The 24,382-nt window shown below is 51.3% G+C and carries 22 protein-coding genes; 11 read left to right on the top strand and 11 right to left on the bottom strand.

What is annotated here, in order from left to right; translation table 11 throughout:
- Positions 1-5: 5 nt before the first annotated feature.
- Positions 6-641: a DNA-3-methyladenine glycosylase family protein gene (locus Q4E93_RS23415; RefSeq protein WP_303589451.1), complete on the bottom strand. Its 636-nt coding sequence runs from the start codon at positions 639-641 to the stop codon at positions 6-8.
- A 37-nt stretch (positions 642-678) separates the two neighbouring features.
- On the opposite strand from Q4E93_RS23415, the gene mnmC2 reads away from it, so the two are divergent.
- Complete coding sequence (gene mnmC2 / locus Q4E93_RS23410; protein ID WP_303589449.1) at positions 679-1,344, top strand: tRNA (5-methylaminomethyl-2-thiouridine)(34)-methyltransferase MnmC2; 666 nt, start codon at positions 679-681, stop codon at positions 1,342-1,344.
- Between the two features lie 12 nt (positions 1,345-1,356).
- Here mnmC2 and cysS read toward each other — a convergent pair whose 3' ends face one another.
- The 5 genes from cysS to rlmD all read right to left on the bottom strand — a co-directional run bounded on the left by cysS (position 1,357) and on the right by rlmD (position 7,224).
- Positions 1,357-2,853 carry a cysteine--tRNA ligase gene (gene cysS, locus Q4E93_RS23405; protein ID WP_303589447.1) on the bottom strand — a complete coding sequence of 499 codons (1,497 nt, stop codon included), beginning with the start codon at positions 2,851-2,853 and terminating at the stop codon, positions 1,357-1,359.
- A 46-nt stretch (positions 2,854-2,899) separates the two neighbouring features.
- Positions 2,900-4,036 (bottom strand): endonuclease/exonuclease/phosphatase family protein, encoded by a 1,137-nt coding sequence (locus Q4E93_RS23400; protein WP_303589445.1) that lies wholly within the window; start codon positions 4,034-4,036, stop codon positions 2,900-2,902.
- Between the two features lie 11 nt (positions 4,037-4,047).
- On the bottom strand, positions 4,048-4,971 hold the full coding sequence (locus Q4E93_RS23395; RefSeq protein ID WP_303589443.1) for a rhomboid family intramembrane serine protease: 924 nt from the start codon (positions 4,969-4,971) through the stop codon (positions 4,048-4,050).
- A gap of 76 nt (positions 4,972-5,047) precedes the next feature.
- Positions 5,048-5,758: a rhomboid family intramembrane serine protease gene (locus Q4E93_RS23390; RefSeq protein ID WP_303589441.1), complete on the bottom strand. Its 711-nt coding sequence runs from the start codon at positions 5,756-5,758 to the stop codon at positions 5,048-5,050.
- Positions 5,759-5,817: 59 nt separating this feature from the next.
- Entirely contained in the window at positions 5,818-7,224 is a 1,407-nt protein-coding gene (rlmD, locus tag Q4E93_RS23385) for a 23S rRNA (uracil(1939)-C(5))-methyltransferase RlmD (protein WP_303589440.1), read from the bottom strand.
- 48 nt (positions 7,225-7,272) lie between these two features.
- Between rlmD and Q4E93_RS23380 the strand changes: the two genes are divergently transcribed.
- Complete coding sequence (locus Q4E93_RS23380) at positions 7,273-8,709, top strand: DUF5106 domain-containing protein (RefSeq protein ID WP_303589439.1); 1,437 nt, start codon at positions 7,273-7,275, stop codon at positions 8,707-8,709.
- Positions 8,693-10,642, top strand: a complete 1,950-nt coding sequence (locus tag Q4E93_RS23375) for a peptidylprolyl isomerase (protein ID WP_303589438.1) — start codon at positions 8,693-8,695, stop codon at positions 10,640-10,642. Before Q4E93_RS23380 ends, Q4E93_RS23375 begins: the two co-directional genes overlap by 17 nt.
- A gap of 4 nt (positions 10,643-10,646) precedes the next feature.
- Here the strand turns inward: Q4E93_RS23375 and metF are convergent, their stop codons facing one another.
- The gene (gene metF / locus Q4E93_RS23370; RefSeq protein WP_303589437.1) at positions 10,647-11,600 is read right to left on the bottom strand and encodes a methylenetetrahydrofolate reductase [NAD(P)H]; all 954 of its coding nucleotides are present in this window, start codon (positions 11,598-11,600) and stop codon (positions 10,647-10,649) included.
- A 232-nt stretch (positions 11,601-11,832) separates the two neighbouring features.
- Between metF and lptB the strand changes: the two genes are divergently transcribed.
- Positions 11,833-12,630, top strand: coding sequence for an LPS export ABC transporter ATP-binding protein (lptB, locus tag Q4E93_RS23365; RefSeq protein ID WP_303589436.1), 798 nt, complete (start codon positions 11,833-11,835; stop codon positions 12,628-12,630).
- A 74-nt stretch (positions 12,631-12,704) separates the two neighbouring features.
- Positions 12,705-14,228 carry a GH3 auxin-responsive promoter family protein gene (locus Q4E93_RS23360; RefSeq protein WP_303589435.1) on the top strand — a complete coding sequence of 508 codons (1,524 nt, stop codon included), beginning with the start codon at positions 12,705-12,707 and terminating at the stop codon, positions 14,226-14,228.
- On the opposite strand, the gene Q4E93_RS23355 is transcribed toward Q4E93_RS23360, so the two are convergent.
- The gene (locus tag Q4E93_RS23355; RefSeq protein WP_303589434.1) at positions 14,203-15,462 is read right to left on the bottom strand and encodes a hypothetical protein; all 1,260 of its coding nucleotides are present in this window, start codon (positions 15,460-15,462) and stop codon (positions 14,203-14,205) included. The genes Q4E93_RS23360 and Q4E93_RS23355 overlap by 26 nt on opposite strands.
- Before the next feature lie 32 nt (positions 15,463-15,494).
- On the opposite strand from Q4E93_RS23355, the gene fabG reads away from it, so the two are divergent.
- The 4 genes from fabG (at position 15,495) to Q4E93_RS23335 (ending at position 19,144) form a co-directional block, all read left to right on the top strand.
- Positions 15,495-16,247, top strand: coding sequence for a 3-oxoacyl-[acyl-carrier-protein] reductase (gene fabG, locus Q4E93_RS23350; RefSeq protein WP_303589433.1), 753 nt, complete (start codon positions 15,495-15,497; stop codon positions 16,245-16,247).
- Positions 16,248-16,350: 103 nt separating this feature from the next.
- On the top strand, positions 16,351-16,653 hold the full coding sequence (locus Q4E93_RS23345; protein ID WP_303589432.1) for a hypothetical protein: 303 nt from the start codon (positions 16,351-16,353) through the stop codon (positions 16,651-16,653).
- Positions 16,654-16,827: 174 nt separating this feature from the next.
- Positions 16,828-18,411 carry a SulP family inorganic anion transporter gene (locus Q4E93_RS23340; protein ID WP_303589431.1) on the top strand — a complete coding sequence of 528 codons (1,584 nt, stop codon included), beginning with the start codon at positions 16,828-16,830 and terminating at the stop codon, positions 18,409-18,411.
- Positions 18,412-18,508: 97 nt separating this feature from the next.
- Entirely contained in the window at positions 18,509-19,144 is a 636-nt protein-coding gene (locus tag Q4E93_RS23335) for a carbonic anhydrase (protein ID WP_303589430.1), read from the top strand.
- Between the two features lie 6 nt (positions 19,145-19,150).
- Here the strand turns inward: Q4E93_RS23335 and Q4E93_RS23330 are convergent, their stop codons facing one another.
- Both Q4E93_RS23330 and paaZ read right to left on the bottom strand, forming a co-directional pair.
- A complete protein-coding gene (locus Q4E93_RS23330; RefSeq protein WP_303589428.1) occupies positions 19,151-19,924 on the bottom strand; it encodes an enoyl-CoA hydratase/isomerase family protein in 774 nt (257 codons plus the stop codon).
- Positions 19,921-21,966, bottom strand: coding sequence for a phenylacetic acid degradation bifunctional protein PaaZ (gene paaZ / locus Q4E93_RS23325; protein ID WP_303589426.1), 2,046 nt, complete (start codon positions 21,964-21,966; stop codon positions 19,921-19,923). Before paaZ ends, Q4E93_RS23330 begins: the two co-directional genes overlap by 4 nt.
- 94 nt (positions 21,967-22,060) lie before the next feature.
- Here paaZ and Q4E93_RS23320 point away from each other — a divergent pair, with 94 nt between their 5' ends.
- Entirely contained in the window at positions 22,061-23,053 is a 993-nt protein-coding gene (locus Q4E93_RS23320) for a S1C family serine protease (RefSeq protein ID WP_303589424.1), read from the top strand.
- 24 nt (positions 23,054-23,077) lie between these two features.
- Here the strand turns inward: Q4E93_RS23320 and Q4E93_RS23315 are convergent, their stop codons facing one another.
- Positions 23,078-23,659, bottom strand: a complete 582-nt coding sequence (locus Q4E93_RS23315; protein WP_303589422.1) for an adenylate kinase — start codon at positions 23,657-23,659, stop codon at positions 23,078-23,080.
- 139 nt (positions 23,660-23,798) lie between these two features.
- On the opposite strand from Q4E93_RS23315, the gene msrB reads away from it, so the two are divergent.
- Positions 23,799-24,374, top strand: a complete 576-nt coding sequence (gene msrB, locus Q4E93_RS23310) for a peptide-methionine (R)-S-oxide reductase MsrB (RefSeq protein WP_303589420.1) — start codon at positions 23,799-23,801, stop codon at positions 24,372-24,374.
- The last annotated feature ends 8 nt before the right edge of the window (positions 24,375-24,382 follow it).

The raw sequence follows: 24,382 nt of genomic DNA, 5'->3' as shown, positions 1-24,382 counted from the left end.
AGGGGTTATTTTTTCTTAGGCGTTCGTTCTTCACCGGGTACCGGGCTATTATCTTTCCAATGCCATAAATGCATGCAGGCGTAGGTCCTGTAAGGGCTCCATTTCTGTGAAATGCGCAACAATTCCCCGCGAAAGGCTTTTTTGTCCGTTCTATCCAGTTTGTACAGTCGGATCATGGCATTTTGAATGCCCAGGTCATCCACGGCAAAGACATCCTCTCTCCCCAGGCTGAACATCAGCATCATTTCCGCCGTCCATCTGCCCACGCCCTTTATCTGCGTAATATAGGCGATGATCTCTTCATTATCCATCTTATGCAGGCGGCGGTGGTCGATGCCCTGCTCGACCGCAAAGCGGGCCACATTGTGCACATAGGATACTTTGGCATTCGAGAGACCGATGCCACGAAGGGTCTCGAAGGGAGTGGCCAGGATCTCTTCCGGCAAGGGGATGCGTCCTTCATAGAGGTGGAGAAATCGCCCGTGGATGGTGCTGGCCACTTTGGCGGAAAGCTGCTGGCTCATGATGGAAGCACAGAGATAGTGGGATAGGTTTGTTCGCCGGCGGAGGGTATAGACTTCCTGCTGCTCTATAAGCTTTTTCAGTTTCTTATCTTTTGCCAGGTGCGAACGATAGTCCACAAAAAAGTTTTTATTTTGTAAGTTAGAATTTTGTTGCGTGTCCCGAAAGATTATTATTACCAACGATGGCTCTCCGTCCATAGCGTTGAAAGATGGTGTGACTTACCATTCCATTTATGGCGCCATGCAGGAATCGCAGCACATCTTCATTGGCGAGGGCTGGAAAGCATTGAGGACCGAGGGGCCGGCGCATATCTTCGAGGTAGGACTGGGCACGGGATTGAATGCGCTGCTAATGCTTATAGAGGCTACGTTCGCCCGCCGGGAGGTGATCTATGAGGCTGTAGAGGCACACCCGCTGGAGCTATCTATTATTGAAAAGCTTGACTATTGCCGGATCATGGGCAAGCCGGAGCTCCAACCGGCTTTCGAACGCTTGCATAGGTGCGACTGGGAGGCGCCTGTATCCATCACCCCTTATTTTACGTTGTATAAATCCCGGCGGGCCTGGCCGGGCTATGTTTTGCGTCAGCCGGCTGCGCTGGTATTTTATGATGCATTTGATCCTGCAGCGCAGCCGGAGCTATGGACATCGGAAATATTTAAACGACTATCCCGGCAACTGGCGCCGGGGGCGTTGCTGGTGACCTATAGCAGCAAGGGATCGGTAAGGCGGGGGTTGCAGGCAGCAGGTTTCCGGGTGGAAAAGCGGCCCGGTCCTCCCGGGAAAAGAGAGGTCATCCGGGCCTGGCGGATACCATGAGGACGCTGCAGCTCAGGCGAAGGTGTAGCTTACCCCTCCGTCCTTCTCATCCTTCAACACAATGCCCAACTGTTGCAGCTGATTGCGGATCTTGTCCGAAGTGGCATAATCTTTCCGTTTGCGGGCATCTTTTCGGATTTCGATCAGGAGATCCACTACGCCGGTGAGTTTATTGTCATCCGCCGCGGACTCGTCCTTTAAGCCGAATATTTTTTCCAGGTAATTGTAGAAATATGTTTTTAAGGTCTGCAGGGTAGCAGCCGATAGTGCGCCGGGAGCGATGTGGCCACTCCTGATAGAATTGATCACGGGCGTCAGCTCGAACATATTTGCCAGGACCTTTGCCGTGTTGAAGTCGTCGTTCATGAATTCGTCGAACTCCAGCAGAAGCTTGTTCACACGGGTATCCAGCCCGGCATCAGCAGCCGCGCCTGGCCCAGGTTCCAGCTTTTTCAGCACATCGTAAGCCTCCCACAGCCTTTTCAATCCTTTTTCTGCCCCCTGCAAGGCTTCGTTACCGAAATCGAGCGTGCTGCGGTAGTGCGTTTGCAGGATAAAGAAACGTATGGTCATGGGGGAATAGGCCTGCTGCAAAAGGGGATGATCGCCGGAGAACATTTGTGTCAGCATGATCTGATTGCCGTAGCTTTTGCCCATCTTTTTCCCATTGAGCGTGATCATGTTGTTATGCAGCCAGTAGCGTGCGGGGACATGTTTATTGCAGATGGTGCTTTGGGCTATCTCGCTTTCATGGTGCGGGAACTGCAGGTCCATGCCGCCTCCATGGATATCGAACTCCTCGCCCAGGTATTTTGTGCTCATTGCCGAGCATTCGATGTGCCAGCCAGGAAACCCTTCACCCCAGGGGCTTTTCCAGCGCATGATGTGTTCTTCGGGCGCCGCTTTCCAAAGGGCAAAATCCTGCCGATTGTGTTTTTCATCCTGTCCATCCAGGTCGCGTGTCGTTTCCAGGAGATCATCCAGGATCCTGCCGCTGAGCTTGCCATAAGGATAATGGGCTGCATATTTTTTAACATCGAAGTAAACGGATCCATTCACCACATAGGCATAACCTTCTGCAATGATCTTTTCGATCATGACGATCTGTTCGACGATGTGCCCGGTGGCAGTGGGCTCAATGCTGGGGTCCAGGTTGTTGAACTGGTGCATGGCCCAGTGAAAGAGGTTGGTATATTTCTGTACCAGCTCCATGGGCTCTAATTTTTCCAGGACGGCTTTTTTTGCGATCTTATCTTCCGCCTCTCTTCCCTCTTCTTCGAAGTGACCAGCATCGGTGATGTTGCGGACATAGCGGACCTTATAGCCCAGGTGCAGCAGATAGCGGTAAATAAAGTCGAAGGTAATAAATGGCCGGGCATGACCCAGATGGCTTTCACCGCTGACGGTCGGGCCGCAAACGTACATACCCACATGTCCGGGCGTGATAGGAATAAACTCTTCCTTTTTCCTTGTATAGGAATTAAAAACCTTTAATACTGATGGGCTCATACCGATGAAATTAAACTGTTCTCCGAACCCCCGAAGATACAAAGTATTATGGAAGTTGGAGGTCGGCTATGACAGGATTATGGTCTGAATATGGGAGGGGAAATTTCCGGCATTGGAGGATGGGTAACCGCTGATCGGCCAGAATGTAGTCTATCCGCAGTGTAGGGGAAATATGGACATAGGTACGACCGATGCCGAATCCTTTTGAGATGAACGCATCATTCCACCCGCCCCGGATGGTGAAATAGGTGTAAGAATTGGGGACATCGTTGAAATCTCCGCAAATAGCGGCCGGATAGGGACTTTTGTCCAGCTCTGCCCTCACTTGTTCGGCCTGGTTACCCCGGAGGCGAAAAGCGTAACTGAGCTTTTTGGCAATGGAGCGGGAGGCCATAAGGATGCTGTCATCGACGTTCTTGATGATCTCGATGTCGTGAAAATCCTTGCTTCTGAACAGGACGGACTGGAGGTGTGTGGTATAAATCCGCACGGTGTCCTTTCCTACCAGCATATCGGCCGCGATGAGGCTTTCCTGAGAGCTCATTTTGTCTTGCCGTACATAGCGTAGGATGAGGGAGTCCATGATGGGATATCTTGAATAGATGATCACTCCGCCATCATACCCACCATCATAGCGGGAATAGTCCCTGGAAAAATAGTAATAGGGGTAATGAAGCTGGTCCTTTATGTAGGAGAGGTTATCATCCTGACTTTTCGGCTTCCGGGCAGTATGGAACTCCTGGAGGCAGACTACGTCGGCATCCTGCTGCCTGATAAATTCCATCATCAGGGGTTTGTGGCCGGAGGCACCCTTCTTTTTGGTGATGTATTCATCGAAGCTTCGGACATTCCAGGTAAGTATACGCAATGCGTGGGGGGGCTTTTCAGGCCTGAAGCCTTTCCCAGGGTGGAAAGCCAGAAAACTGTGGATATTGGACCAGCCAAGAAGCAAGGCTACGAGCGAGAGCAGGGACCAGCGGCGGCAGGAAGGGAAGAAGAGGCCTGTAACAAAGAAGGTCAGGACGATCAGCAGCAAAAGCGGAAATACCAGGCCTAAGAGGGAAATAAGCCACCAGCGGCCGGGATGCAGAAAGGAATTAGTGCAGGCCAGCAGGAAAAGGGTCACCGCTACTATGTTCGAAATGATGAACAGACGGCGGCTGAAGTTTCGAAATTTCGCCATGAAGACCTAAGTTACAAATCTTCTTCGTCTGCGGCCCTTTTAAGGATGTCTTTTTCCTCATCGGTGAGGAAGCGATAACCCTGCTGGTTGATCTTATCCAGGATCTCATCGATACGTTGCTGGGTGATATTGGGGATCTTTTTGTAAGGTTGCGTCCCGGATACTTTATAATAATATTCATCTTTAGGCGACCGTCCCTTTTTCTTCTTATTGGGATTAAAAAGGTCATTAAACCAATCGAAGACCTTATTCATCCAGATGCTGCCGTCGTAGCCTCTCCTCACCAGGTAGATGAAAACGAAGCCGGCGCCAGCTCCTGTAAGATTGGCTATATAAGTGGCGGTGTCTGTATGTCCGATGCTCACGATGTCGATGATCAGGAAAACGAGCGTGAAGATCCACAGCCGGATGCCGCCGTTGATCATGGGGAAGATCCGGTAGTCCGGCGCTATCGTCGTGGTGGCAACGGCGATGGCCATGATGCCGGGATTGGCTCCTATCAAAAAAGCACCGGGTGCCTTTGGTTTAAACCCGGGCACCATACCATAGGAAAGGAGTACAACGATCGCCGCTGCAATGCCGCCATAAAGGTAAATGGGCACCAGCTTGCGATTGCCCATGAGATCCTGCAGGATATATCCGAAACCCCAGAGCCAGAACATATTGCCGATGAAGCGGATGACACTCTGTTCGGAAAACATATAGGTCAGGATCGTCCAGGGGCGGGAAGACAGCTTTTCCATGCTTGCTGGCATAACGAACCAGCTGAGCACGTCGCTTTCAAATTCCGGGACCTTGTGATTCATACTAAAGACAAGGTAAATGAACTGGAGGATAACGAACAGGACGGCATTGATAACGATCAGCTGTACCAGCGCATTCCCATCCTGCCCCAGCATCATTTTCTTGCGATAGCTATCTTCCATTATGCGCATACTAAAATTGATGGTCTAAAGTTACAAAACGGAGTCCGTCCTGCCAGCATTTTAACAGTCGTTCAATGCAAAGTGTTTAATAAAAGTTACGGCGGTTGGTCCGGTTCCAGTAGATCACCAGCAATAATCCCACCAATCCTCCTCCCAGGTGGGCCCAGTGGGCGACGTTGTCTCCTGCACTGGCGCTGAGACCGGAGAACAGTTCTATTGCGGCGTAGCCCAGCACGAACCATTTTACCTTGATCGGAACAAAAAAGTAAAGGTAAATGAGGTTATTGGGAAAAAGGTATCCAAAGGCGGCAAGGCAGCCGAAAACGGCCCCTGACGCCCCGACAGTGATCGAATTGAGCGGGTAATCCGGGTTGTGTGCGATGGCGTCCCTGGCCTCCGGTGCATAGAGCTGGAGCTCGTCGATATACCGGGTCATTTCCGGGTAGAGCACGGCCAGGTGAAAGACGGCAGCGCCAATACCGCAGATCGTATAAAAGATGAGGAACCTCTTTGGACCCCAGTAATTCTCCAGGATGGATCCAAACATCCAGAGCGCAAACATGTTGTACAGGATATGGGCAAAGCTCCTGTAGTCATGCAGGAACAGATAGGTCACCAGCTGGTGAGGGCGAAAAAGTGGCGATTGGACCGTATGCAAGGCAAACAGATTGAACATACCATCCCTTATGGATGGCCCCAGGGTCACTTCTGCCAAATACACCAATGCGTTAATAATAACCAAATTCTTGATAACAGGAGGGATCATCTGAAAGCCCCCCGGGCGAAATTCTGTCATACCTTCACTTTAAGTTACGCAAATTACTATTTAATTGCTTGCGGAGCGGCCAATCTATCCTATCTCCTTTTCAACTGAACGACATTCTCAATATGATGGGTATGCGGGAACATATCCACCGGCTGTACCTTAGTGACAACATATTTTTCATCCAATAGTTGCAGGTCCCTGGCCTGGGTAGCGGGGTTGCAGCTGACGTAAACGACTACCGGCGCCTCCATATCCAGGATCTTCCTCACCAGTTTTTCGTGCATGCCGGCCCGGGGGGGATCGGTGATGATGACGTCCGGCCTGCCCTCTGCGGAAAAGAATTCGTCATTGCAGATGTCGGACACGTCGCCGGCAAAGAAGCGGGCATGGGGGATATTATTCAGCGCTGCATTTTCCCTGGCATCGTCGATGGCTTCGGAGATCACCTCCACGCCAATGATCCTGGAGGCCAACCGGCTAACGAAAATGCCGATGCTGCCTGTCCCGCAGTAGAGGTCATATACTGTCTGGCTGCCTGTGAGCTCTGCAAATTCACGTGTCACCTGGTACAGGCGCTCACCCTGGCGGGTATTGGTCTGGAAAAAGGATTTTGGCCCTATTTTGAACCGGAAATCCTCCAGCTTTTCGATGACATATCCCTTTCCAGAGACGATCTGGGGTTCCAGGTCCGAAAGGCTATCATTCCATTTGGGGTTGATGGTGTAAAGGAGCGTGGTTAGTCCGGGGAACTGCCGGAGAATATGGTCCTGGAGAGCTGTCCGGGCCGCCTGATCCTCGTAGCCGTAGACGATATTGGCCATGACCTCGCCCGTCGTACAGATGCGAACCTGCATGGTACGCAGCCATCCTTGATGGGATTTTATGTCGTAAAAAGGAAGATTACGACTGATCGCAAAGTCCCTGACGGCGATCCGCAGTTGGTTGGTCGGTTCTTCCTGGAGGTAGCAGGTCCTGATATCCACGACTTTATCGAAGATGCCCCTGGCATGAAAACCGGCCACATTCTGCTGCGGCGTGATCTCCGGATCGTGTAGTTCTTCCGGCAGGAGAAAGCGTCTGCTGGAAAAAGTGTATTCGAGCTTGTTCCTATAGTGGATGGTCTGCTCTGCTCCCAGAATGGGAGGGATCTCCGGCAGCTGGATCCTGCCGATGCGCTGCAGGTTGTCCATGACCTGCTTTTGTTTGTACTCCAATTGTTTGGGATAGGGCAGCATCTGCCAGCGGCAGCCGCCGCATACCCCAAAATGGGAGCAAAACGGCTCTATCCGGTCAGGAGAGTATTGATGCCAGGCCGTTACGAAGCCTTCGGCCCAATCTTTCTTATTTTTGGAAAGTTTAACATCTACCACATCGCCGGGTACGACATTCTCTATAAAGATCACCTTCCCGTCCACGCGGGCCAGGGATTTGCCTTCAGCGGCGTAGTCCTGCACCAGTACCTGCTGAAGGACTATGTTTTTATTTTTTCTTCGCACGGCCGTAAATATACCACAGAAACCAGAAATGGCTATTTTTACGGGCGTATGAGTAAAATCCTTTTGTCCCTGACGACCTTTTTGTGTCTATTACAAGCTCAAGCCCAAAACGGGTACGATATCCGGCTAACCCTGAAGCCTTATAAGAACAGCAAGATCTATTTAGGCTATTATTACGGTAAAATAAAGGCGGTAGCCGATTCTATCACCCTGGACGAGAATAGTACGGGGCATTTCACAGGCAAGGAAAAGCTGACCGGGGGGGTCTATTTCATCGTCAGTCCTTCCAAAACCATCCTGTTCGAGCTGCTGATAGACAGCCAGCAGCATTTTTCCCTGGCTGCGGATACCCTCCATCTGCCAGGCAGCGTAACCTTTACGGGGTCGCCTGAAAATACGGTCTTCCAGCAGTACACGCTTTTCACCAATAATAAGGGCTCGGAGATCGTCGCCAGCCAGAAGGAGCTGGCGGCCACGCATGACAAAAAAGATTCTCTCCGCCTGCGGGAAAAGATCAGGAGGCTGAACGAAGAGATCCAGCAATATCGCCAGCAGATAGCTGCCCGCTACCCGCAGTCATTGCTCACCATGCTGTTCCATGCCATGAAAGAACCTGTGGTCCCGCCAGCTCCAAAGGTGGGTGGCAAGGTGGACAGCCTCTTTCCCTATCATTATTTTAAAGCGCATTATTGGGATAGCATTTCCTTTACGGATGACCGGCTTACGCGTACACCGGTCTTCGAGCCCCGGCTGGACAAATATTATAAAGATCTTGTATCCCCCCAGGCGGACTCTATCGAACGTGAAGCCGACATGATGTTACTTGAGGCAAGGGTGAACAAGACCATGTTCCAGTTCCTGCTGGTCTATTTCGTGCAGAAGTATGTCAACCCCGAATACATGGGACAGGATGCCGTGTTTGTGCATCTATTTGAAAAGTATATCAACACCGGGCAAGCGGAATTCTTTACGGAGAAGTACAGGCAATACCTTAACAATCGGGCTTATAGTCTTATGGCCAATCTTATCGGGCAGCCTGCAGCCAACCTGGAGATGGTGGATTCTTCCGGCAAGCCCCGTCCCCTGTATGGCGTGCAAGCCCCTTTTACGGTCATCTGCTTCTGGGACGCCACCTGCGGGCATTGTAAGGAGGTCGTTCCCAGGCTGGACTCAATTTTTCAGGCTAAGTGGAAACAGCAGGGGGTAAAGCTATATGGGGTAATGGTGGATGGAGGCCAGGAGGCATGGTTGCAATTCATTAAGGATCACAATTTAAAGGATTGGATACACGTTTATGAGACCAAGGCGCACCAGGACTCTACAGAGGCAGCGGGCCAGGCCGGTTACCGGCAGCTGTACGATGTATATCAAACGCCGATCCTTTATCTGCTGGACAAGGACAAGCGGATTATAGCCAAAAAACTTTCTTACCAGCAATTGGATGAAGTATTAAATCTGAAACTTCAGCATGAAAAATCTCATTGATAACAGGAGGCTTGCCGGAACGCTTACCGTTCTCTTAATACTTTTCTCTTCCTCTACCAGGGCGCAGACTTTGTTCACCTGTGACGGACGGGGTGTCAGCAAAGAGGATTTCCTGAAAGCGTATAATAAGAATAACACGGGCGAGAAAACGACTGACAGGTCCTACAGGGACTACCTTGAGCTTTATATCCGCTATAAGTTGAAAGTAAGGGCGGCATATGATATGCAATTGGATACGCTGCCTGCACAACGGACGGAGCTACAGAATTTTCGCAGCCAGGTGGCCGACAGCTACCTGAAGGATGAGGCGAGCCTGGATAAGTTAGTGAATGAGGTCTTTGCCAGGGGGCAGAAAGATATTCACCTGGCGCATATTTTCATTGCGCTTCCCGGAAACGGATCTTCCGATACGGCAAAGGCATATGAAAAGGCGACGGCGGCTTATAGTGCCCTGAAAAAAGGAAAAAAATTCTCCGAAGCGGCCCTTTTATGGTCGGAAGACCCTTCTGTAAAGGCGAATGGGGGCGACCTTGGTTATATTACGGTCTTTTCCCTTCCCTATGAGCTGGAGACCCTCGCCTATTCCACGGCAGCCGGGGAGATATCGAAACCTTACCGCAGCAAAGGCGGCTACCATATTTTCAAGAATCTCGGCGAGCGGAAATCATTGGGAAGGATGCGTGCGGCGCAGATCCTTGTGTCCGTCCCTCCCGGCGCCCCGGCGAATGTACAGGAAGCCGGTCGGCAGCAGGCAGATTCCCTGTATGAAGCTTTGCAAAAAGGGGCGGATTTTTCTCAGCTGGCCAGGTCATACAGCGGGGACAATCTTTCCTATCAAAGTGGCGGAGAGATGCCTGAATTCAGTGTGGGCCGTTTTGAGCCGGCCTTTGAAGCAGCCGCCTATGCCCTGGACAAGGATGGAGCCGTCAGCCGTCCTGTCGCTACCAGCTTTGGATACCATATTATCAAGCGACTTGGGCGAACGCCCTTCCCCCGTGTGCTGAACGATGAAACAGTGGCAGCCCTGAAACAGCAGATCAGCAATGATACGAGGGCTGAAGTTTCCAGGCAGGCTTTGCTGAAGCGGATCTACCAGCAGATGGGCATGAGAAAAGCTGATTTTTCGGAAGCAGATCTCTGGAACTTTACAGACAGCTTTATGGTGAATATGGGGCTTAACTCCTATAAGGGCTTAAGTCATTCCACGGTCCTCTTTTCCTTTCCCACACAACAGTATGCGGTGCAGAACTGGCTGGATTATGCGCGCAATATCAAAGCTTCCAAAGGCAGGAATATCAATGACAAAGCCCTTTTCGATCAATTTATGGGCAGGATGGCTCTGGACTATTATCGCAACCACCTGGAGGAATACAACAAGGATTTTGCTTTTCAGCTGACGGAATTCAAGGAAGGCAACCTGCTCTTCGAGGTCATGCAGCGGAAGATCTGGGATAAGGCGTCCACAGATAGTGCGGGCCTTCATTCCTATTACGAGGCGCATAAAGGCAAATACTGGTGGGAACCCAGTGTAGATGCGCTTCTATTCACATGTAGCAACGAGCAGGCTGCACAGTCGCTGCGGACACGTCTTACCGCCAATCCCTATGACTGGAGGAGATGGTCGGACAGCGCCGGCACCGGCATCCAGGCCGATTCGGGCCGTTATGAGCTTTCGCAGATACCTGCACTGGAGAAGGTGAGCCCATTTCCCCGGCAGTTCACGCCTTTCAATACCAATAAATCTGACAATACAGTGAGCTTTGCCTATATCCTGAATGTATACCAGGAGCGGTCGCCCCGCAATTACAGGGACGCTCGTGGATTTGTCATCAATGACTACCAGACTTACCTGGAAGATGAGTGGATTGCCGCATTGAAGAAGAAATACCCGGTAAATGTGGATCAGCGGGTGTTTGCTTCGTTACCGAAGTAAGCCCTCAGAACACTGCTTTCACCACGTTCTCGATCACTTTGGGTTTACCGAGAGTATAATAGTGCAGGACTGGCACGCCTGCCCTTTTTAATTCCCTGCTTTGATGGATCAGCCACTCTTCGCCGACCTTTTCCACCTCTTCATCATTTTTGCATTTCAGGATGGCGTTGGAGAGGTCAGTAGGCAGGTCGACGTGGAAGACCTTGGGCAGCATGCTGAGCTGCTTGCGATTGGTGATGGGTTTGAGCCCGGGTATGACCGGGACGTTAACTCCCTGGTCTTTACAGAGCTTTACGAAATCGAAATATTTCTGGTTATCGAAGAACATCTGGGTAGTAATGTATTCGGCTCCTGCCTCAACTTTGGCTTTCAGGTACATTATATCCGTTTCCAGGTTGGGGGCTTCGAAGTGTTTTTCAGGATAGCCCGCGATACCAATGCAGAAATTGGTCTTACCTCCATTCTTGATATCCTCTTCGATATAGACGCCATGGTTGAGCGAGACCACCTGTTTGAGCAGGTCGATGGCATAGCGATGGCCGTCGGGTTCGGGTTCGAATGAGCTTTCATTTTTAGCTGCATCTCCCCTCAGTACCAATACATTGTCGATGCCCAGGAAATGGAGGTCGATCAATGCGTCTTCTGTCTCTCTTTTGGCAAATCCTCCGCAGATCAGGTGCGGTACGGCATCTATCTGGTAATGGTTCATGATCGCCGCGCAGATACCTACGGTGCCGGGCCGTTTGCGGACCTCTACTTTTTCAAAGGTACCATCCGACTTTTTCTTGAACATGGTCTCGCTGCGATGGTAGGTGACATTGATGAAAGAGGGGTTAAACGCCATGAGCGGGTCAAGGTGCTCATAGATCGAATTGATCGTTCTTCCTTTCAGGGGGGGGAGGATCTCAAATGAAACGAGTGTGTCTTTGGCCTGTTGAATATGCTCGATAACCTTCATAACCTGTGGTCCGTTTTGTTACACCGGGTATGGTTTACTCCGAAAATAAACCCATCCCCGGTGCATATCTAATGATGGGCCTTCGGCCAACGGACCTATGGTCCGTTCTTATTTTGCGCAAACATAACGGTTTTTTGGCCTTTATATTACAGGTCTTTACGTACTTGCTAAATTGGCCATAATTTTCAGGCCCGCAGCTTGTGGCTTGGGCCTTGCAGCTTAACTTTGGGTTATGAGTTTGACCATTCATTCGCAGGACCTTGTAAAGAGTTACCGGAACCGTACCGTGGTAAATCATGTATCCGTAAAGCTGGAACAGGGTGAGATCGTGGGGTTGCTGGGCCCCAACGGGGCAGGGAAAACCACCACTTTTTATATGGTCGTCGGGCTGATAAAGCCTGACGAGGGAGGGGTCTACCTCGATAACGTCGATATCACCCGGATGCCCATGTACAAGCGGGCCCAGATGGGTATCGGCTACCTACCCCAGGAGGCTTCGGTATTCCGCAAGCTGAGTGTGGAAGACAATATCAAGGCAGTGCTGGAGATGACCAGGCTCAGCAAGGCTGAGCAGAAGGAAAAGCTGGAATCCTTGCTGGATGAGTTCCACCTGCATCACGTGCGGAAGAACAATGGGGACTCCCTCAGTGGAGGCGAGAGAAGGAGAACCGAGATCGCCAGGGCGCTGGCGGTGGACCCTAAGTTCATTTTGCTGGACGAGCCGTTCGCGGGTGTGGACCCCATTGCCGTGGAGGATATACAGACCGTGGTCGCCCGTCTGAAGTTCAGGAATATCGGTATTCTTATCACGGACCACAACGTGAATGAAACCCTTTCCATCTGTGACCGTGCCTATCTTCTTATCGACGGAAAGATCTTCAAGCATGGTACGGCGGAAGAGCTGGCGGAGGACGAACAGGTACGCCGTCTTTACCTGGGGCGGAATTTCGAGCTGAAACGGAAGGATTACCTGCATGAGGAGGCGCGCCGGCAAAGTGTGAATAATGCTCCTGAGGAGGAAGTTATGTAAGGACATCTATAAAAAAGCCCCTATCCAGCGTATAATGTCCCTATCATTCTTTATTTTGCCTTAGATCATCGTGTATGAGACTTCTCAGCCCTGCCATATCAAGACTTGCCAGATTCCGGCTTTGGCGTATCGAACAGTGGATGGAGAATCCGGTGGCTACGCAACGGGAGGTTTTGCAGCACCTGGTCACTTCTGCGCAATACACGGAGTTCGGCCGGAAATATAATTTTTCGAAGATCTTTTCAATCCGGGAATTCAAACAGGCAGTCCCTATTCATGAATATGACGATCTGAAGCCTTATATCCAACGCATTATGAACGGGGAGGAAAACATCCTCTGGAATACGCCCGTTAATTGGTTTGCCAAGAGCAGCGGCACCACCAGCGATAAGAGCAAATTCATTCCTGTCAGCGAAGACAGCCTGCAGGACTGCCACTATAAAGGCGCGAAGGATGTGCTAACCATGTATTATCATTTCAACCCGGATTCGGACCTGCTGACCGGGAAAGGTCTTGTCCTTGGGGGAAGCCATACTGTCCACCAGGTGAATGACGACGTGCATTATGGGGACCTGAGTGCGGTGCTTTTACAAAACTCCCCATTTTGGGGACATTGGATCCGGACACCCGAGCTGAGCATCGCCTTACTGGATGAATGGGAGGATAAGATCGAAAGACTGGCCCGTAATACCATTCCTGAAAATGTCACTTCTATTTCAGGGGTACCTACGTGGACCATGGTCCTCATCCGGCGTATCCTGGAGATCACGGGCAAATCCTGCCTTGCAGAAGTCTGGCCTTCATTGGAGCTATACATACATGGGGGCGTTTCCTTTACGCCGTACAGAGAGCCATTGAGAAAGCTGATCGGGAAAGATATTCACTACCTGGACATGTACAATGCCAGTGAAGGTTTTTTTGCCGCACAGGCTAATCCCAATGACGATGGAATGCTGTTATTCCTGGACCATGGTATTTTCATGGAGTTCATGCCTGTGGAAGAATACGGCAAGCCCAACCCCGAGACCATCGGTCTCTCCGATGTCGAACTGGGCAAGAACTATGCGCTGGTGATCAATACCAATGGAGGATTATGGCGCTACTTGCTGGGAGATACAATCCAGTTTACTTCCAGATTTCCTTTCCGTATAAAGGTCAGCGGACGGCTGAAGCATTTCATCAATGCATTCGGAGAGGAGGTCATCGTGGACAACACGGATAAGGCCATCGCGATAGCATGTCAGAAAACAGGAGCTGTCGTCAACGACTATACTGCAGCGCCTGTCTATTTCAGCGATCAGGGAAATGGCGCCCATGAGTGGCTGGTGGAATTTGAAAAAGAGCCTGCCAGCCTGGATCTGTTCGCGGCCGAGCTGGACAAAGCCCTGCAAAGCATCAACAGCGATTACGAAGCCAAACGACATAAGAACATAGCCCTTCGCATGCCCATCTTGCACGCTCTGGAAAAAGGCGTCTTTACAAAATGGCTCAAGAGCAGGGGCAAGCTGGGCGGACAGCATAAGGTGCCCCGTCTGTCCAATGAGCGGAAATATATTGAGGAGATCTTTGCACTTATCCCATCGCTGAGCCAGACATGATCTCATCCCTGGTCCGCAGCAGCATCGTAACAATCAAAAGACTTACAAAAGAGGACGTATAAAAAAGATAGAGGTAGGGTACGTCGATAAAGCAGTAAAAGATCACGAGGCTGAGCTTGAGCGCCGCCAGCGCTACGTTGGCAACGGGTGTCCTTTTGCTTCTCCTGTAACAGTACAAGACAAAGCCGGAAGGAACGATAAAGCTGAGACTGATCAATAATGTATGCAGAAAGACAATTCTTTTCGGTCCGAAAAAATAAGCGAGTCCCGGAGAGGAGGAAAAGACGTCAGGACTATCCTTCCATACGCGTGCGGCAAATGGAACATAGTTGCCGGGCAGGTGCGCCAGCCTGTTAAAGGTTTGCCAGCCCACGGGCAGGAGGAAGAGCAGGGTGAAGCAAAGCGCTCCTGTGAGGGCGAAGATGCCTATATTCTTCCATTTCCTATCCAGGAGCAAATACAACGTGTAGGCAGGTATCCAGCCTACGAGGCTATAGCGGCTAAGCATGCACAGCGAGGCCGTAATGCCAATCCACCAGGGATTGCCGGAGACCAGCGATAGCACTAACAGCACATAGTAAGCGATCACCACGCCTTCTTCAGACACGCTGATGATACCGGGTGTATTATCCGCCAGGATCCACCAGAACAAAAGGAAAGCAAGCACTCCCGTAATGAAGGAAAGGTAACGATGGACCTCTGGTCTATAAAGAAAAAGGAAGACGGCAAAAGAGAACAGCAGTCCTGCCATGGTGATCCAGCGAATGTCCAATCCTATTGCAATGGCGGGCACATAGGGCAACCACATGGCTGGCAGATAAATAGGCTGTATGCCATTCCAGATCCACGGGATGGTGTCGTATACATTTTTATGGTGCCCTGCGACGAAGCGTTCTCCCATCACTTTGATGATGGGCAACATATCGGCATTGTTGATATCGATGGGAATCTCTTCGAACCAATACCGGCACCAGGAATACATGGCAAGTGCGATCAGACCGATGAGGATGAGCCGATAGTGCGTGGTATGGGCGAGAAGGTGCCTCTTGGGAGGGTGGGGAATCTTTACAACGGGAAAGGACAGCAGCAGCAGGGGGATGGCTATCCCGGCCAGGAAATACAGGATGGAAAGAAAAGGAACCCAACCGGTGAATTTGAGCAGCCAGGTGGAGGACAGGGTTTCGACCGTAAAGGCGATCAGGATTATAAGCAGTAAGTATTTGCGTGGGGCCATTGGTTGCAAAATAAATATTTTATATTTACGCCATGAAGAAACTATTGGAAGGAAAAATTGCCATTGTCACCGGCGCCAGCCGGGGTATCGGAGAAGCTATCGCCGTCAAGTTAGCCGAAGAAGGTGCGCAGGTGGCTTTTACCTTTTTAAGCAGCGAGGAGAAAGCGAAGGGCCTGGAAGATAAGCTGAAGGGTTTAGGCGTAAAGGCAAAGGCTTACAAAAGCAATGCAGGCGTATTTGCGGAATGCGAGTCCCTGGTGAATGACGTCATAAAGGAATTCGGGGCGGTGGATATCTGCGTAAACAACGCGGGGATCTCAAAAGACAACTTATTACTGCGTCTGAGTCCTGAGCAATGGGACGATGTGATGGATATCAACCTGAAAAGCGTATTCAATATGACCAAGCAGGTGATCCGGCCCATGATGAAGGCACGAAAGGGGTCCATCATCAACATGAGCTCTATCGTAGGCATAAGAGGAAATGCGGGTCAAAGCAGCTATGCGGCTTCCAAGGCGGGAATTATCGGCTTTACCAAGTCGGTGGCCCTTGAACTGGGCAGCCGCAATATCCGCTGTAACGCCATTGCCCCCGGCTTTGTGGAGACTGACATGACGCATTATCTGAAAGAAGGGGAAGGCGCAAAAGCTTTTCTGGAGAAGATCCCGCTGGGCCGATTTGGCAGTGCGGAAGAGATCGCCAATACAACTTTGTTCCTTGCCAGCGATATGAGCTCTTATATCACGGGGCAGGTCATCAGCGCTTGCGGGGGGCTGAATATTTAGCACTCTCGTATGGGCCATCAGGCTCATATTCTCCATTTGATCAATTTGTTAAAACCTGTCGCGGCCTATGAGGTTACGTCGATAACTTGTATATTTGTCGGGCTTGATTACGAAAAAGATCATATCGGTATTTTTGCTATTGGTACTGAGCATACAGCTGTTACCATTAAAGCAAACCATTGCCTGGCTCTTAGGGGGCCAGGCTACGGAAGAACTTGTCCATGCAGACGCTGACGGCAAGGTCAGTCGTGCCGGAGATGACCTGAATAAAGATTTTTTGCCCGTTTATCATCCTACCCTCATTCAATCCATATTAATCAGCGGACACAAGCCTGTCCCTCACCAGTGCGAAGGCCTGGAAGGCAGACATGCAGATGATATTCTTACCCCCCCTCCCAATTGCTAAGCTGTCCGATCTCCTTTTAATCCTTCGTTTTATATTTTTCCATCCGGCCTGCTAATAATGGCAGGTAAACATTTGGTGTCATTGCTTGCCCGGAAGTAACTTCCGTGTAAGGAGCTTTTGTCTGCCCATATGAAGGAGAAAATTATTATTGACTCATCCTTCAAATGAAAAAACATGAATCAAAACAAAAACCTCTTTCAAAATGCAGCTTCGGATATTCCGGCTGCTGTAGTAGTATTTCTTGTGGCCCTGCCTTTGTGCTTGGGCATTGCCCTGGGTTCCGGCGCCCCTTTATTTTCCGGCGTCATTGCCGGGATCGTAGGCGGGCTTGTCATTGGTGCGCTGAGCGGCTCTTCTCTCAGTGTCAGTGGTCCCGCGGCCGGGTTGACCGCGGTAGTGGCCGTTGCCATCGGAAAAATGCCGGTATTTGAGGCCTTTCTGCTGTCCGTGGTGATCGCCGGCATTATACAAGTGATCTTTGGCTTTATACGGGCCGGGGTGATCGGGGACTATGTTCCCAACTCCGTTATCCGGGGGATGCTGGCCGCTATCGGCATTATCCTTATTCTGAAACAGGTGCCGCACCTGACGGGATTCGACAAGAACTTTAACGGGGACGAGGCCTTTATACAGATCGACAGGAGAAATACGTTTTCCGAAGTGATCTATTCCCTGAACTATCTTTCTCCTGGTGCACTGATCATCGGGCTGGTGTCGTTGATCCTCATTTGGATATGGGATACGAAGTTCTTCAAGCGCCAGAAATTGTTCAAGTTCGTCCCTGGTCCGCTGGTGGTGGTGATCGTCGGCGTATTGTTGAATAGCTTTCTATCCAGGTTGGGCGGCACCTTTGCGCTGGAGGCAAATCATATGGTGAATCTCCCGGTGACAACGGGACTGACCTCTGCGAGTGAGCTGTTACGTTTTCCCCAATGGCAGCATCTTGGCAATAGCCAGGTGTGGGTCACCGGCGTTACTATCGCGTTGGTAGCCAGCCTGGAGACCCTTTTAAGCATCGAGGCGGTGGACAAGCTGGACCCCTACAACCGGCGCACGCCCGCTAACCGGGAGCTGAAGGCGCAGGGTGTCGGCAACATGGTTTCAGGGCTTCTGGGGGGCCTCCCTATCACCTCCGTGATCGTTCGCAGCTCGGCCAACGTCAATGCGGGAGGCAAGACCAGGCTTTCAACCATGCTCCATGGTTCGCTGCTGCTGCTAAGTGTGCTGTTCATTCCGGGTCTGCTGAACCTGATCCCACTGAGCGCGCTGGCTGCTATCCTGATCGCCACTGGTTACAAACTGGCGAAACCAGCCCTCTTCAGAGAGTTCCACCGGAAAGGGCTGGATCAACTGGTGCCTTTCGTCGTGACTATTATAGCTATCCTGCTGACCGACCTGCTGATCGGTATCCTCATCGGAATGGGCGTATCCCTCTTTTTCCTGGTAAGGAGCAACTTCCATTCGGCGGTGATGATCGTACATGACGAAAATAAATACCTGGTGCGATTCAGAAAGGACGTATCCTTCCTGAACAAACCCATCGTGAAAGAAAAGCTGGAGAAAGTGCCGGCAAATTCATTTGTCCTCATCGATATCACCCGGGCGGACTTTATTGACAAGGATATAATAGACACCATCAATGAGTTCATGCATCACGCCCACCTGAAGAATATCAAGGTAGAGATCAAAAAGAGCACTTTCAAGTCGCTGCATCAGCTGGTGATAGGAGGGGAAGAGCTGGATGAGCAGGCGGCCTGATTGTTCACAGGCGCTGGCCCCTTCCGGCAACGGACTTTTGGTCCGCTAAAAAGATTATTTTTACAATATGAACGAAAATTCACAAATAGACCATCATATGACACCGATAGAGAAATTATTACTTGAGAATAAAGCCTGGGCTTCGGAAGTAAAGGCGGACGATCCAGGATATTTTGAAAGATTGTCTCATTTACAAACGCCTCAGTTCCTATGGATCGGATGCAGCGACAGCAGGGTGCCGGCCGATAAGATCACAGGTACGCAGCCGGGAGAGATCTTCGTACATCGCAACATTGCCAATATGGTAGTTCATACGGATGTGAACCTGCTCAGCGTGCTGGACTATGCCGTAAACCATTTGAAAGTACAGCATGTCATCGTCTGCGGCCATTACGGATGCGGTGGAGTAAAAGCGGCTATGACCAAGACCGATTATCAGCATGTGCTCAATATGTGGCTCCGGAATATCAAGGATGTCTACAGGATAAATGCTGCGGAGCTGGATGCCATTGAGGACGAGGAGCGGCGGACGGACAGGCTGACGGAACTCAATGTTAAAGAGCAGGTAAACCACCTCGCGGAGACCTCGATCATCCAGCGCGCCTGGAAGAAAGAACAGCGGCCTCAGCTGCATGGATGGGTGTATGGGCTGAAGGATGGGATCATCAAGCCTGTCTTCGAGATGAATGCGAAATCGCATATTGACCCGATCTATCAGTATGACGGACTATAGTCATGTCTATTTCTTTTTGAATTGTCGGATAGCGTTCATGGTGAATGGGCTGAGCACGAGGCGTCCGCTGATGGCGGCTCTTTCGGGCAGCAGGCGGTCCCAGTGTTCAGTACCTTTCCAGAACATTTCTTTCATCATGGTCATTGCCTCGGGGTTGGAATGGAGGAGGTTGTTGGAGATACGGTGGATCGCCTCGTCCATCTCTGCTATGCCGGCATGAAGTTCGGCATAAAGCCCTTTTCTGCGGGCCCATTCGGCGCTACGCCACATGGTAGCATCGATAGAGAGACTGCTGAAGCCGGCCAGCCCTATTTTTCTTTCCACGGCCGGGCCAACGACAAAAGGTCCGATGCCGACGGCCAGCTCGCTGAGCTTTACGTCGGCGCCTTCGACGGCAATGGCATAGTCGGCGGCGGCCGCCACACCGACGGCCCCCCCGACGCATTTACCCTGGATGCGGGCAATGATGAATTTCGGGCATTTGCGCATGGCATTGATCAGGTTGGCAAACCCGTTGAAGAACTGGAAGCCTTGTTCGGCATTTTCAATTGCTACCAGCTCGTCGAAAGAGGCGCCGGCGCAAAATGCCTTTTCTCCGCCGGAACGTAGGATAATGACGCGGGTGTCCTTGTCATTGCCGGCTCCATGAACGGCATGGGTCAGCTCTTCCAGTAAGCGCCCCGGCAGGGAATTGCTTTGAGGATGGAAGAATTCAATAGTAGTCAGGCCCTGGTGGTGCTCTGTCTTTACGTAACCTTGTTGAATATTATACGTTGTCATGATGATTTCTTTTGAACCATAGTAAGAATAGTGGCGATTGCAACGCTGTCACCTGTCTGGTCATAGACATCCACGTACCATTTAACGATGCCCCGCGGCAGATCAGTCTCTTCTCTTTTCTCCTGTTCGATCTTCTCCTTACAGGTGAGGCGCACGCCAATTGTCGTGCCGGCATAAACGGGCTTAAGGAAGCGGCATTCTTCCAGGCCATAATTCAGCATAACCGGTCCCTTGCCTGCATCCACGAAAAGACCTGCGGCAGCGCTGAGCACAAAATAGCCGTGCGCTACGGGCTTTTCGAATAATGTGCCTTCCAGGGAAGTGTGGTCGGTATGGGCATAGAAATGGTCCCAACTGAGGTTGGCAAAGTTCGTAATATCCGCCTCGGTGACGGTGCGTTTGTGCGTTATCACAGTATCACCTATTTGCAGCTCTTCGAAATATTTCCGGAAAGGATGTTTGTCTTCCGTATGCTGGCGGGCATGAGGCTGCCAGGAATGTGTAAGGCTGGTGATCATGGACGGTGATCCCTGGACGGCTACCCTTTGCATATAATGTTTCACCCCGCGAAGGCCTCCCATCTCTTCTCCGCCGCCCGCGCGACCGGGGCCTCCGTGTACCAGTAAGGGAAGGGGACTTCCATGCCCGGTGCTTTCCTTTGCGCATTCGTTGTTCAGGATAAGTATTCTCCCGTGATGGGTGGCGGCGCCCAGCACATATTCCCGGGCTTGTCGCGGGTCGGCCGTGACGATGGTGCTGCAAAGCGAGCCTTTCCCTTTTTTGGATAATTCGATGGCTTCGTTCGCGCCATTGTAGGGCATAATGGTGCTTACGGGACCAAATGCTTCGATGGTATGGGGTTCTTCGCTGGTGAAAGGTTTTTCGTTCAGCAGCAATAATGGACTGAGGAAGGCGCCTTTCACGCTGTCGGCATCGATAACGGATACGTTGTCCAATGAGCCATACAAGATCTGTGAGGAAGCCAGTAGTCTCTTTACCTGTCCCCGGACCTCCTCGCGCTGCACATTGCCTGCCAGGGCACCCATACGAACTTTTTCATTTTCCGGGTTGCCGATGGTGGTTTGGGTAAGGGCTTTTGCCAGGGCCTTCCAGGCATCTTCCATTTTAGCAGCAGGGACAAAGATCCTTCGGACGGCAGTGCATTTTTGACCGGCCTTTACCGTCATTTCTTTTCTTAATTCCTTAATGAAAATGTCCCACTCCGGCATGGAAGGGTCAACGTCCTCTCCCAGGATCAGGCAATTCAGGGAGTCCGCCTCCATATTGAAAGGAGTATTCTCCCGCAGGATGGCAGGGTGGGCTTTGAGCTGCTGTCCGGTGGATGCCGACCCGGTGAAGGTCACCACGTCCTGGTCCGTCACGTGATCCAACAGGTCTCCGGCGCTGCCGCAGATGAGCTGTAATGCGCCGGGGGGAAGAATGCCGGAAGCGACGATCTCCCGGACCACGGCTTCTGTCAGATAAGAGGTAACGGAGGCGGGTTTAACAACGGCAGGAATGCCTGCCAAAAGGTTGACCGCTATTTTTTCCAGCATACCCCAGACGGGGAAGTTGAATGCGTTGATATGGATGGCCACACCTTCTTTGGGGACCAGGATGTGTTGGCCCATAAAGGTATTTGCTTTTCCCAGGCTCATCCCATCCCCGTCGAGACAGAAAGATTCGTTGGGAAACTTGCGCCGGAGCGAGGCATACGAGAAAAGGTTGCCAATGCCGCCTTCAAGGTCAATCCAGCTGTCGGCGCGGGTGGCGCCAGTGAGATAGCTGATCCTGTAAAGGGGCTCGACTCTTTCTTTAAGGTAGAGGGCAAGGGCCCTGAGCATGCGGCCTCTTTCAGGGAAGGTCATTTTGCGTAGCGCAGGGTTACCAGCGTACCGGGCATAGGCAAGTATGGCCTTGAAGTCGAGACCTTTGGTACTGGCATGTGCTATCGTTTCGCCGGTGACCGCGTTATACAGGGCCTGTCCCTCTCCGTCGCCGGTGATCCATTCTCCAGTTATGTAATTTCCAAGCTTTGGCATGCTAACGATCGTTTGTATGCCTGCAAATGTATAGAAACTTTTGTGACAGACTGGCACCTGAAAAGATTGGTGCGCCATTTGGAACAGACTTTCCATGGAAAATAATTATTCTTTCATCGATCATGCGGGTCCAACGGATCATGATCTGTTGGATGTCTATTCCAAAACGATCACCGGCGTAGTAGGTCAGGTAGCGGAGGCTGTCGTGCATATCCAGGTACAGAAACCCGTCAGAGACCGGAGGGGAGGGCAGCAGAAACTGGCACCCGGCTCGGGTTCGGGATTTGTCATTTCTTCGGATGGCTTCATCGTCACCAATCATCACGTGATAGAGGACGCCCGTGAAATAAAGGTTGCGCTCGCGGATGGCAGGACGGTGAATGCCGAGCTGAAGGGGACCGATCCTTCGACAGATATAGCGGTGTTGAAGATCTATGAGACGGGCCTGAAGGCATTGAGCTTTGCCAATTCCGAGGCCTTACAGCCCGGGCAGATCGCCATTGCCATCGGTAATCCGCTGGGGCTGCAGCATACGGTAACGGCGGGGGTGGTTAGCGCCCTGGGACGAACCTTGCGGGCCAATAATGGACGTTTGATCGACGACATTATACAAACCGACGCTTCCCTTAACCCGGGTAATTCAGGAGGTCCGTTGGTGAATTCTTTAGGTCAGGTGATCGGGGTGAACACGGCGACGATCATCTCGGCTCAGGGGCTTTGTTTTGCCGTGTCTTCCAACCTGGCTGCTTTTGTGGCAGGGAAGCTGATCATGACCGGCAAGGTAAAGCGTGCCTATCTGGGAATAGCAGGCCAGGTAGTCAATCTCACCGGAAGGATGATTGCGGCTAACCGGCTGGAAAAGAAGACCGGGGTTTATATTTCCGAGGTAGTCCCGGACCAGCCTACGTATAACAACGAGCTGCGGGCGGGGGATATCATAGTGGTTTTCAATGGCAAGGCGGTCGGGACAGTGGACGAGCTGCACAAAGAACTAGGAGAAGGCGTGATCGGGCGGTCTACCCGTATGGAAGTGCTGCGCAATGGCCATAAGGCGCTGGTGAACGTGATCCCTGGCGAGATGAAATAAACCGAAAGCGATGCAATGGGCTATTTAGGCCCTCCTGCGTTGATCAATGGCGTCCGAGAGGGAATCGAATATTTCATCGATGTTTCCTTCTCCTTTGATATAGACCACTTTATCATATTTTTTATAGTGGTCTGCCACGGCAGCCGTCTTTTTCTCGTATTCGGCAAGACGGGCCAGAATAACGTCTTCCTTGGTGTCGTCCGAGCGACCGGAAGTAAGTCCGCGGTTGAGCAGGCGCTTTACCAGCTCTGATTCGCTTACCTGGAGAGCCAGAACGACGGCGATGGAAGTGCCTTTCTGGGTCAGCAGTTTGTCCAGCGCTTCCGCCTGGGCAGTGGTGCGGGGGAAGCCATCGAACAGGAAGCCATTGGCCTGGGGATTATTGTCAAGGGCAGAGCTGATCATTTCGATGACCACCTCGTCGGGAACGAGCTGTCCCTTGTCCATGAAGCTCTTAGCTGCCAGTCCCAGCGGCGTGAGGCCTGCGATTTCGCTACGCAGGAGGTCGCCCGTGCTGAGGTGCTTCAGTCCATATTTGGAAATAAGCCGTTCTGACTGGGTGCCTTTTCCGCTACCGGGCGGTCCGAATAGAATTAAATTGAACATATGTACTACTTACCCTTGTGAGTGGACAAATATAAGGCAGGAATCCAAGAAAATGAAATGTTAAGAGCTGTCCGGCTGTCTATTTGCCGACAATCTGCCCGAACATAGGCTTCGTAGATTTGTTGTATAAAAATAAAGCATGAAATACCTGATAAGAAATATCACCTTTATAGTGCTGGCCCTGCTGCTGCAGCAATGCACTTATTCCCAGTCTTCCACTCCAGCGAAATTGAATACTATGGATACTTCGAAAAAAACAACCAACCCGGCTTATTCACGCACTGACAAGACGCCTGTAAATGTTACGGACGAGCAGTGGAAGAAGATCTTACCGGCAGATGTCTATGAGGTGGCAAGGAAAAAGGGTACTGAACGGGCCTGGACCAGCCCGTTGGAGAATCTCCATGACGTAGGCACTTATTACTGCGCCGTCTGTGGTAATGCTCTTTTCCAAAGCGATACGAAATTCGACAGTGGCTGTGGATGGCCGAGCTTTTACCAGCCCATCAGCAAGAGCAGCATCATCTATGCGTCGGACCATTCTTACGGCATGGACCGCACGGAAGTGATGTGCGGAAGGTGCAAGTCGCATTTAGGGCATGTGTTCAACGATGGCCCTCCCCCCACCCATCTGCGCTACTGCATCAACGGAGTAGTATTGGATTTTGAAAAAGCAAAGGAGGCGGAGAAAAAATACAACGCAGACAAGCAATAAGGACCTGC

Origin of the sequence: Flavitalea plasmicola (assembly GCF_030546645.1) — a bacterium.
GTDB lineage: Bacteria > Bacteroidota > Bacteroidia > Chitinophagales > Chitinophagaceae > Puia.
This window is presented reverse-complemented; position numbering and strand designations above follow the sequence as displayed.

Coding starts and splice junctions, on each gene's coding strand:
- cysS (WP_303589447.1), bottom strand. CDS start 2,853: ATGAGCCCATCAGTATTAAAGGTTTTTAATTCCTATACAAGGAAAAAG.
- Q4E93_RS23400 (WP_303589445.1), bottom strand. CDS start 4,036: ATGGCGAAATTTCGAAACTTCAGCCGCCGTCTGTTCATCATTTCGAAC.
- Q4E93_RS23395 (WP_303589443.1), bottom strand. CDS start 4,971: ATGCGCATAATGGAAGATAGCTATCGCAAGAAAATGATGCTGGGGCAG.
- Q4E93_RS23390 (WP_303589441.1), bottom strand. CDS start 5,758: ATGACAGAATTTCGCCCGGGGGGCTTTCAGATGATCCCTCCTGTTATC.
- Q4E93_RS23380 (WP_303589439.1), top strand. CDS start 7,273: ATGAGTAAAATCCTTTTGTCCCTGACGACCTTTTTGTGTCTATTACAA.
- Q4E93_RS23375 (WP_303589438.1), top strand. CDS start 8,693: ATGAAAAATCTCATTGATAACAGGAGGCTTGCCGGAACGCTTACCGTT.
- metF (WP_303589437.1), bottom strand. CDS start 11,600: ATGAAGGTTATCGAGCATATTCAACAGGCCAAAGACACACTCGTTTCA.
- lptB (WP_303589436.1), top strand. CDS start 11,833: ATGAGTTTGACCATTCATTCGCAGGACCTTGTAAAGAGTTACCGGAAC.
- Q4E93_RS23360 (WP_303589435.1), top strand. CDS start 12,705: ATGAGACTTCTCAGCCCTGCCATATCAAGACTTGCCAGATTCCGGCTT.
- Q4E93_RS23355 (WP_303589434.1), bottom strand. CDS start 15,462: ATGGCCCCACGCAAATACTTACTGCTTATAATCCTGATCGCCTTTACG.
- fabG (WP_303589433.1), top strand. CDS start 15,495: ATGAAGAAACTATTGGAAGGAAAAATTGCCATTGTCACCGGCGCCAGC.
- Q4E93_RS23340 (WP_303589431.1), top strand. CDS start 16,828: ATGAATCAAAACAAAAACCTCTTTCAAAATGCAGCTTCGGATATTCCG.
- Q4E93_RS23335 (WP_303589430.1), top strand. CDS start 18,509: ATGACACCGATAGAGAAATTATTACTTGAGAATAAAGCCTGGGCTTCG.
- Q4E93_RS23330 (WP_303589428.1), bottom strand. CDS start 19,924: ATGACAACGTATAATATTCAACAAGGTTACGTAAAGACAGAGCACCAC.
- paaZ (WP_303589426.1), bottom strand. CDS start 21,966: ATGCCAAAGCTTGGAAATTACATAACTGGAGAATGGATCACCGGCGAC.
- Q4E93_RS23320 (WP_303589424.1), top strand. CDS start 22,061: ATGGAAAATAATTATTCTTTCATCGATCATGCGGGTCCAACGGATCAT.
- Q4E93_RS23315 (WP_303589422.1), bottom strand. CDS start 23,659: ATGTTCAATTTAATTCTATTCGGACCGCCCGGTAGCGGAAAAGGCACC.
- msrB (WP_303589420.1), top strand. CDS start 23,799: ATGAAATACCTGATAAGAAATATCACCTTTATAGTGCTGGCCCTGCTG.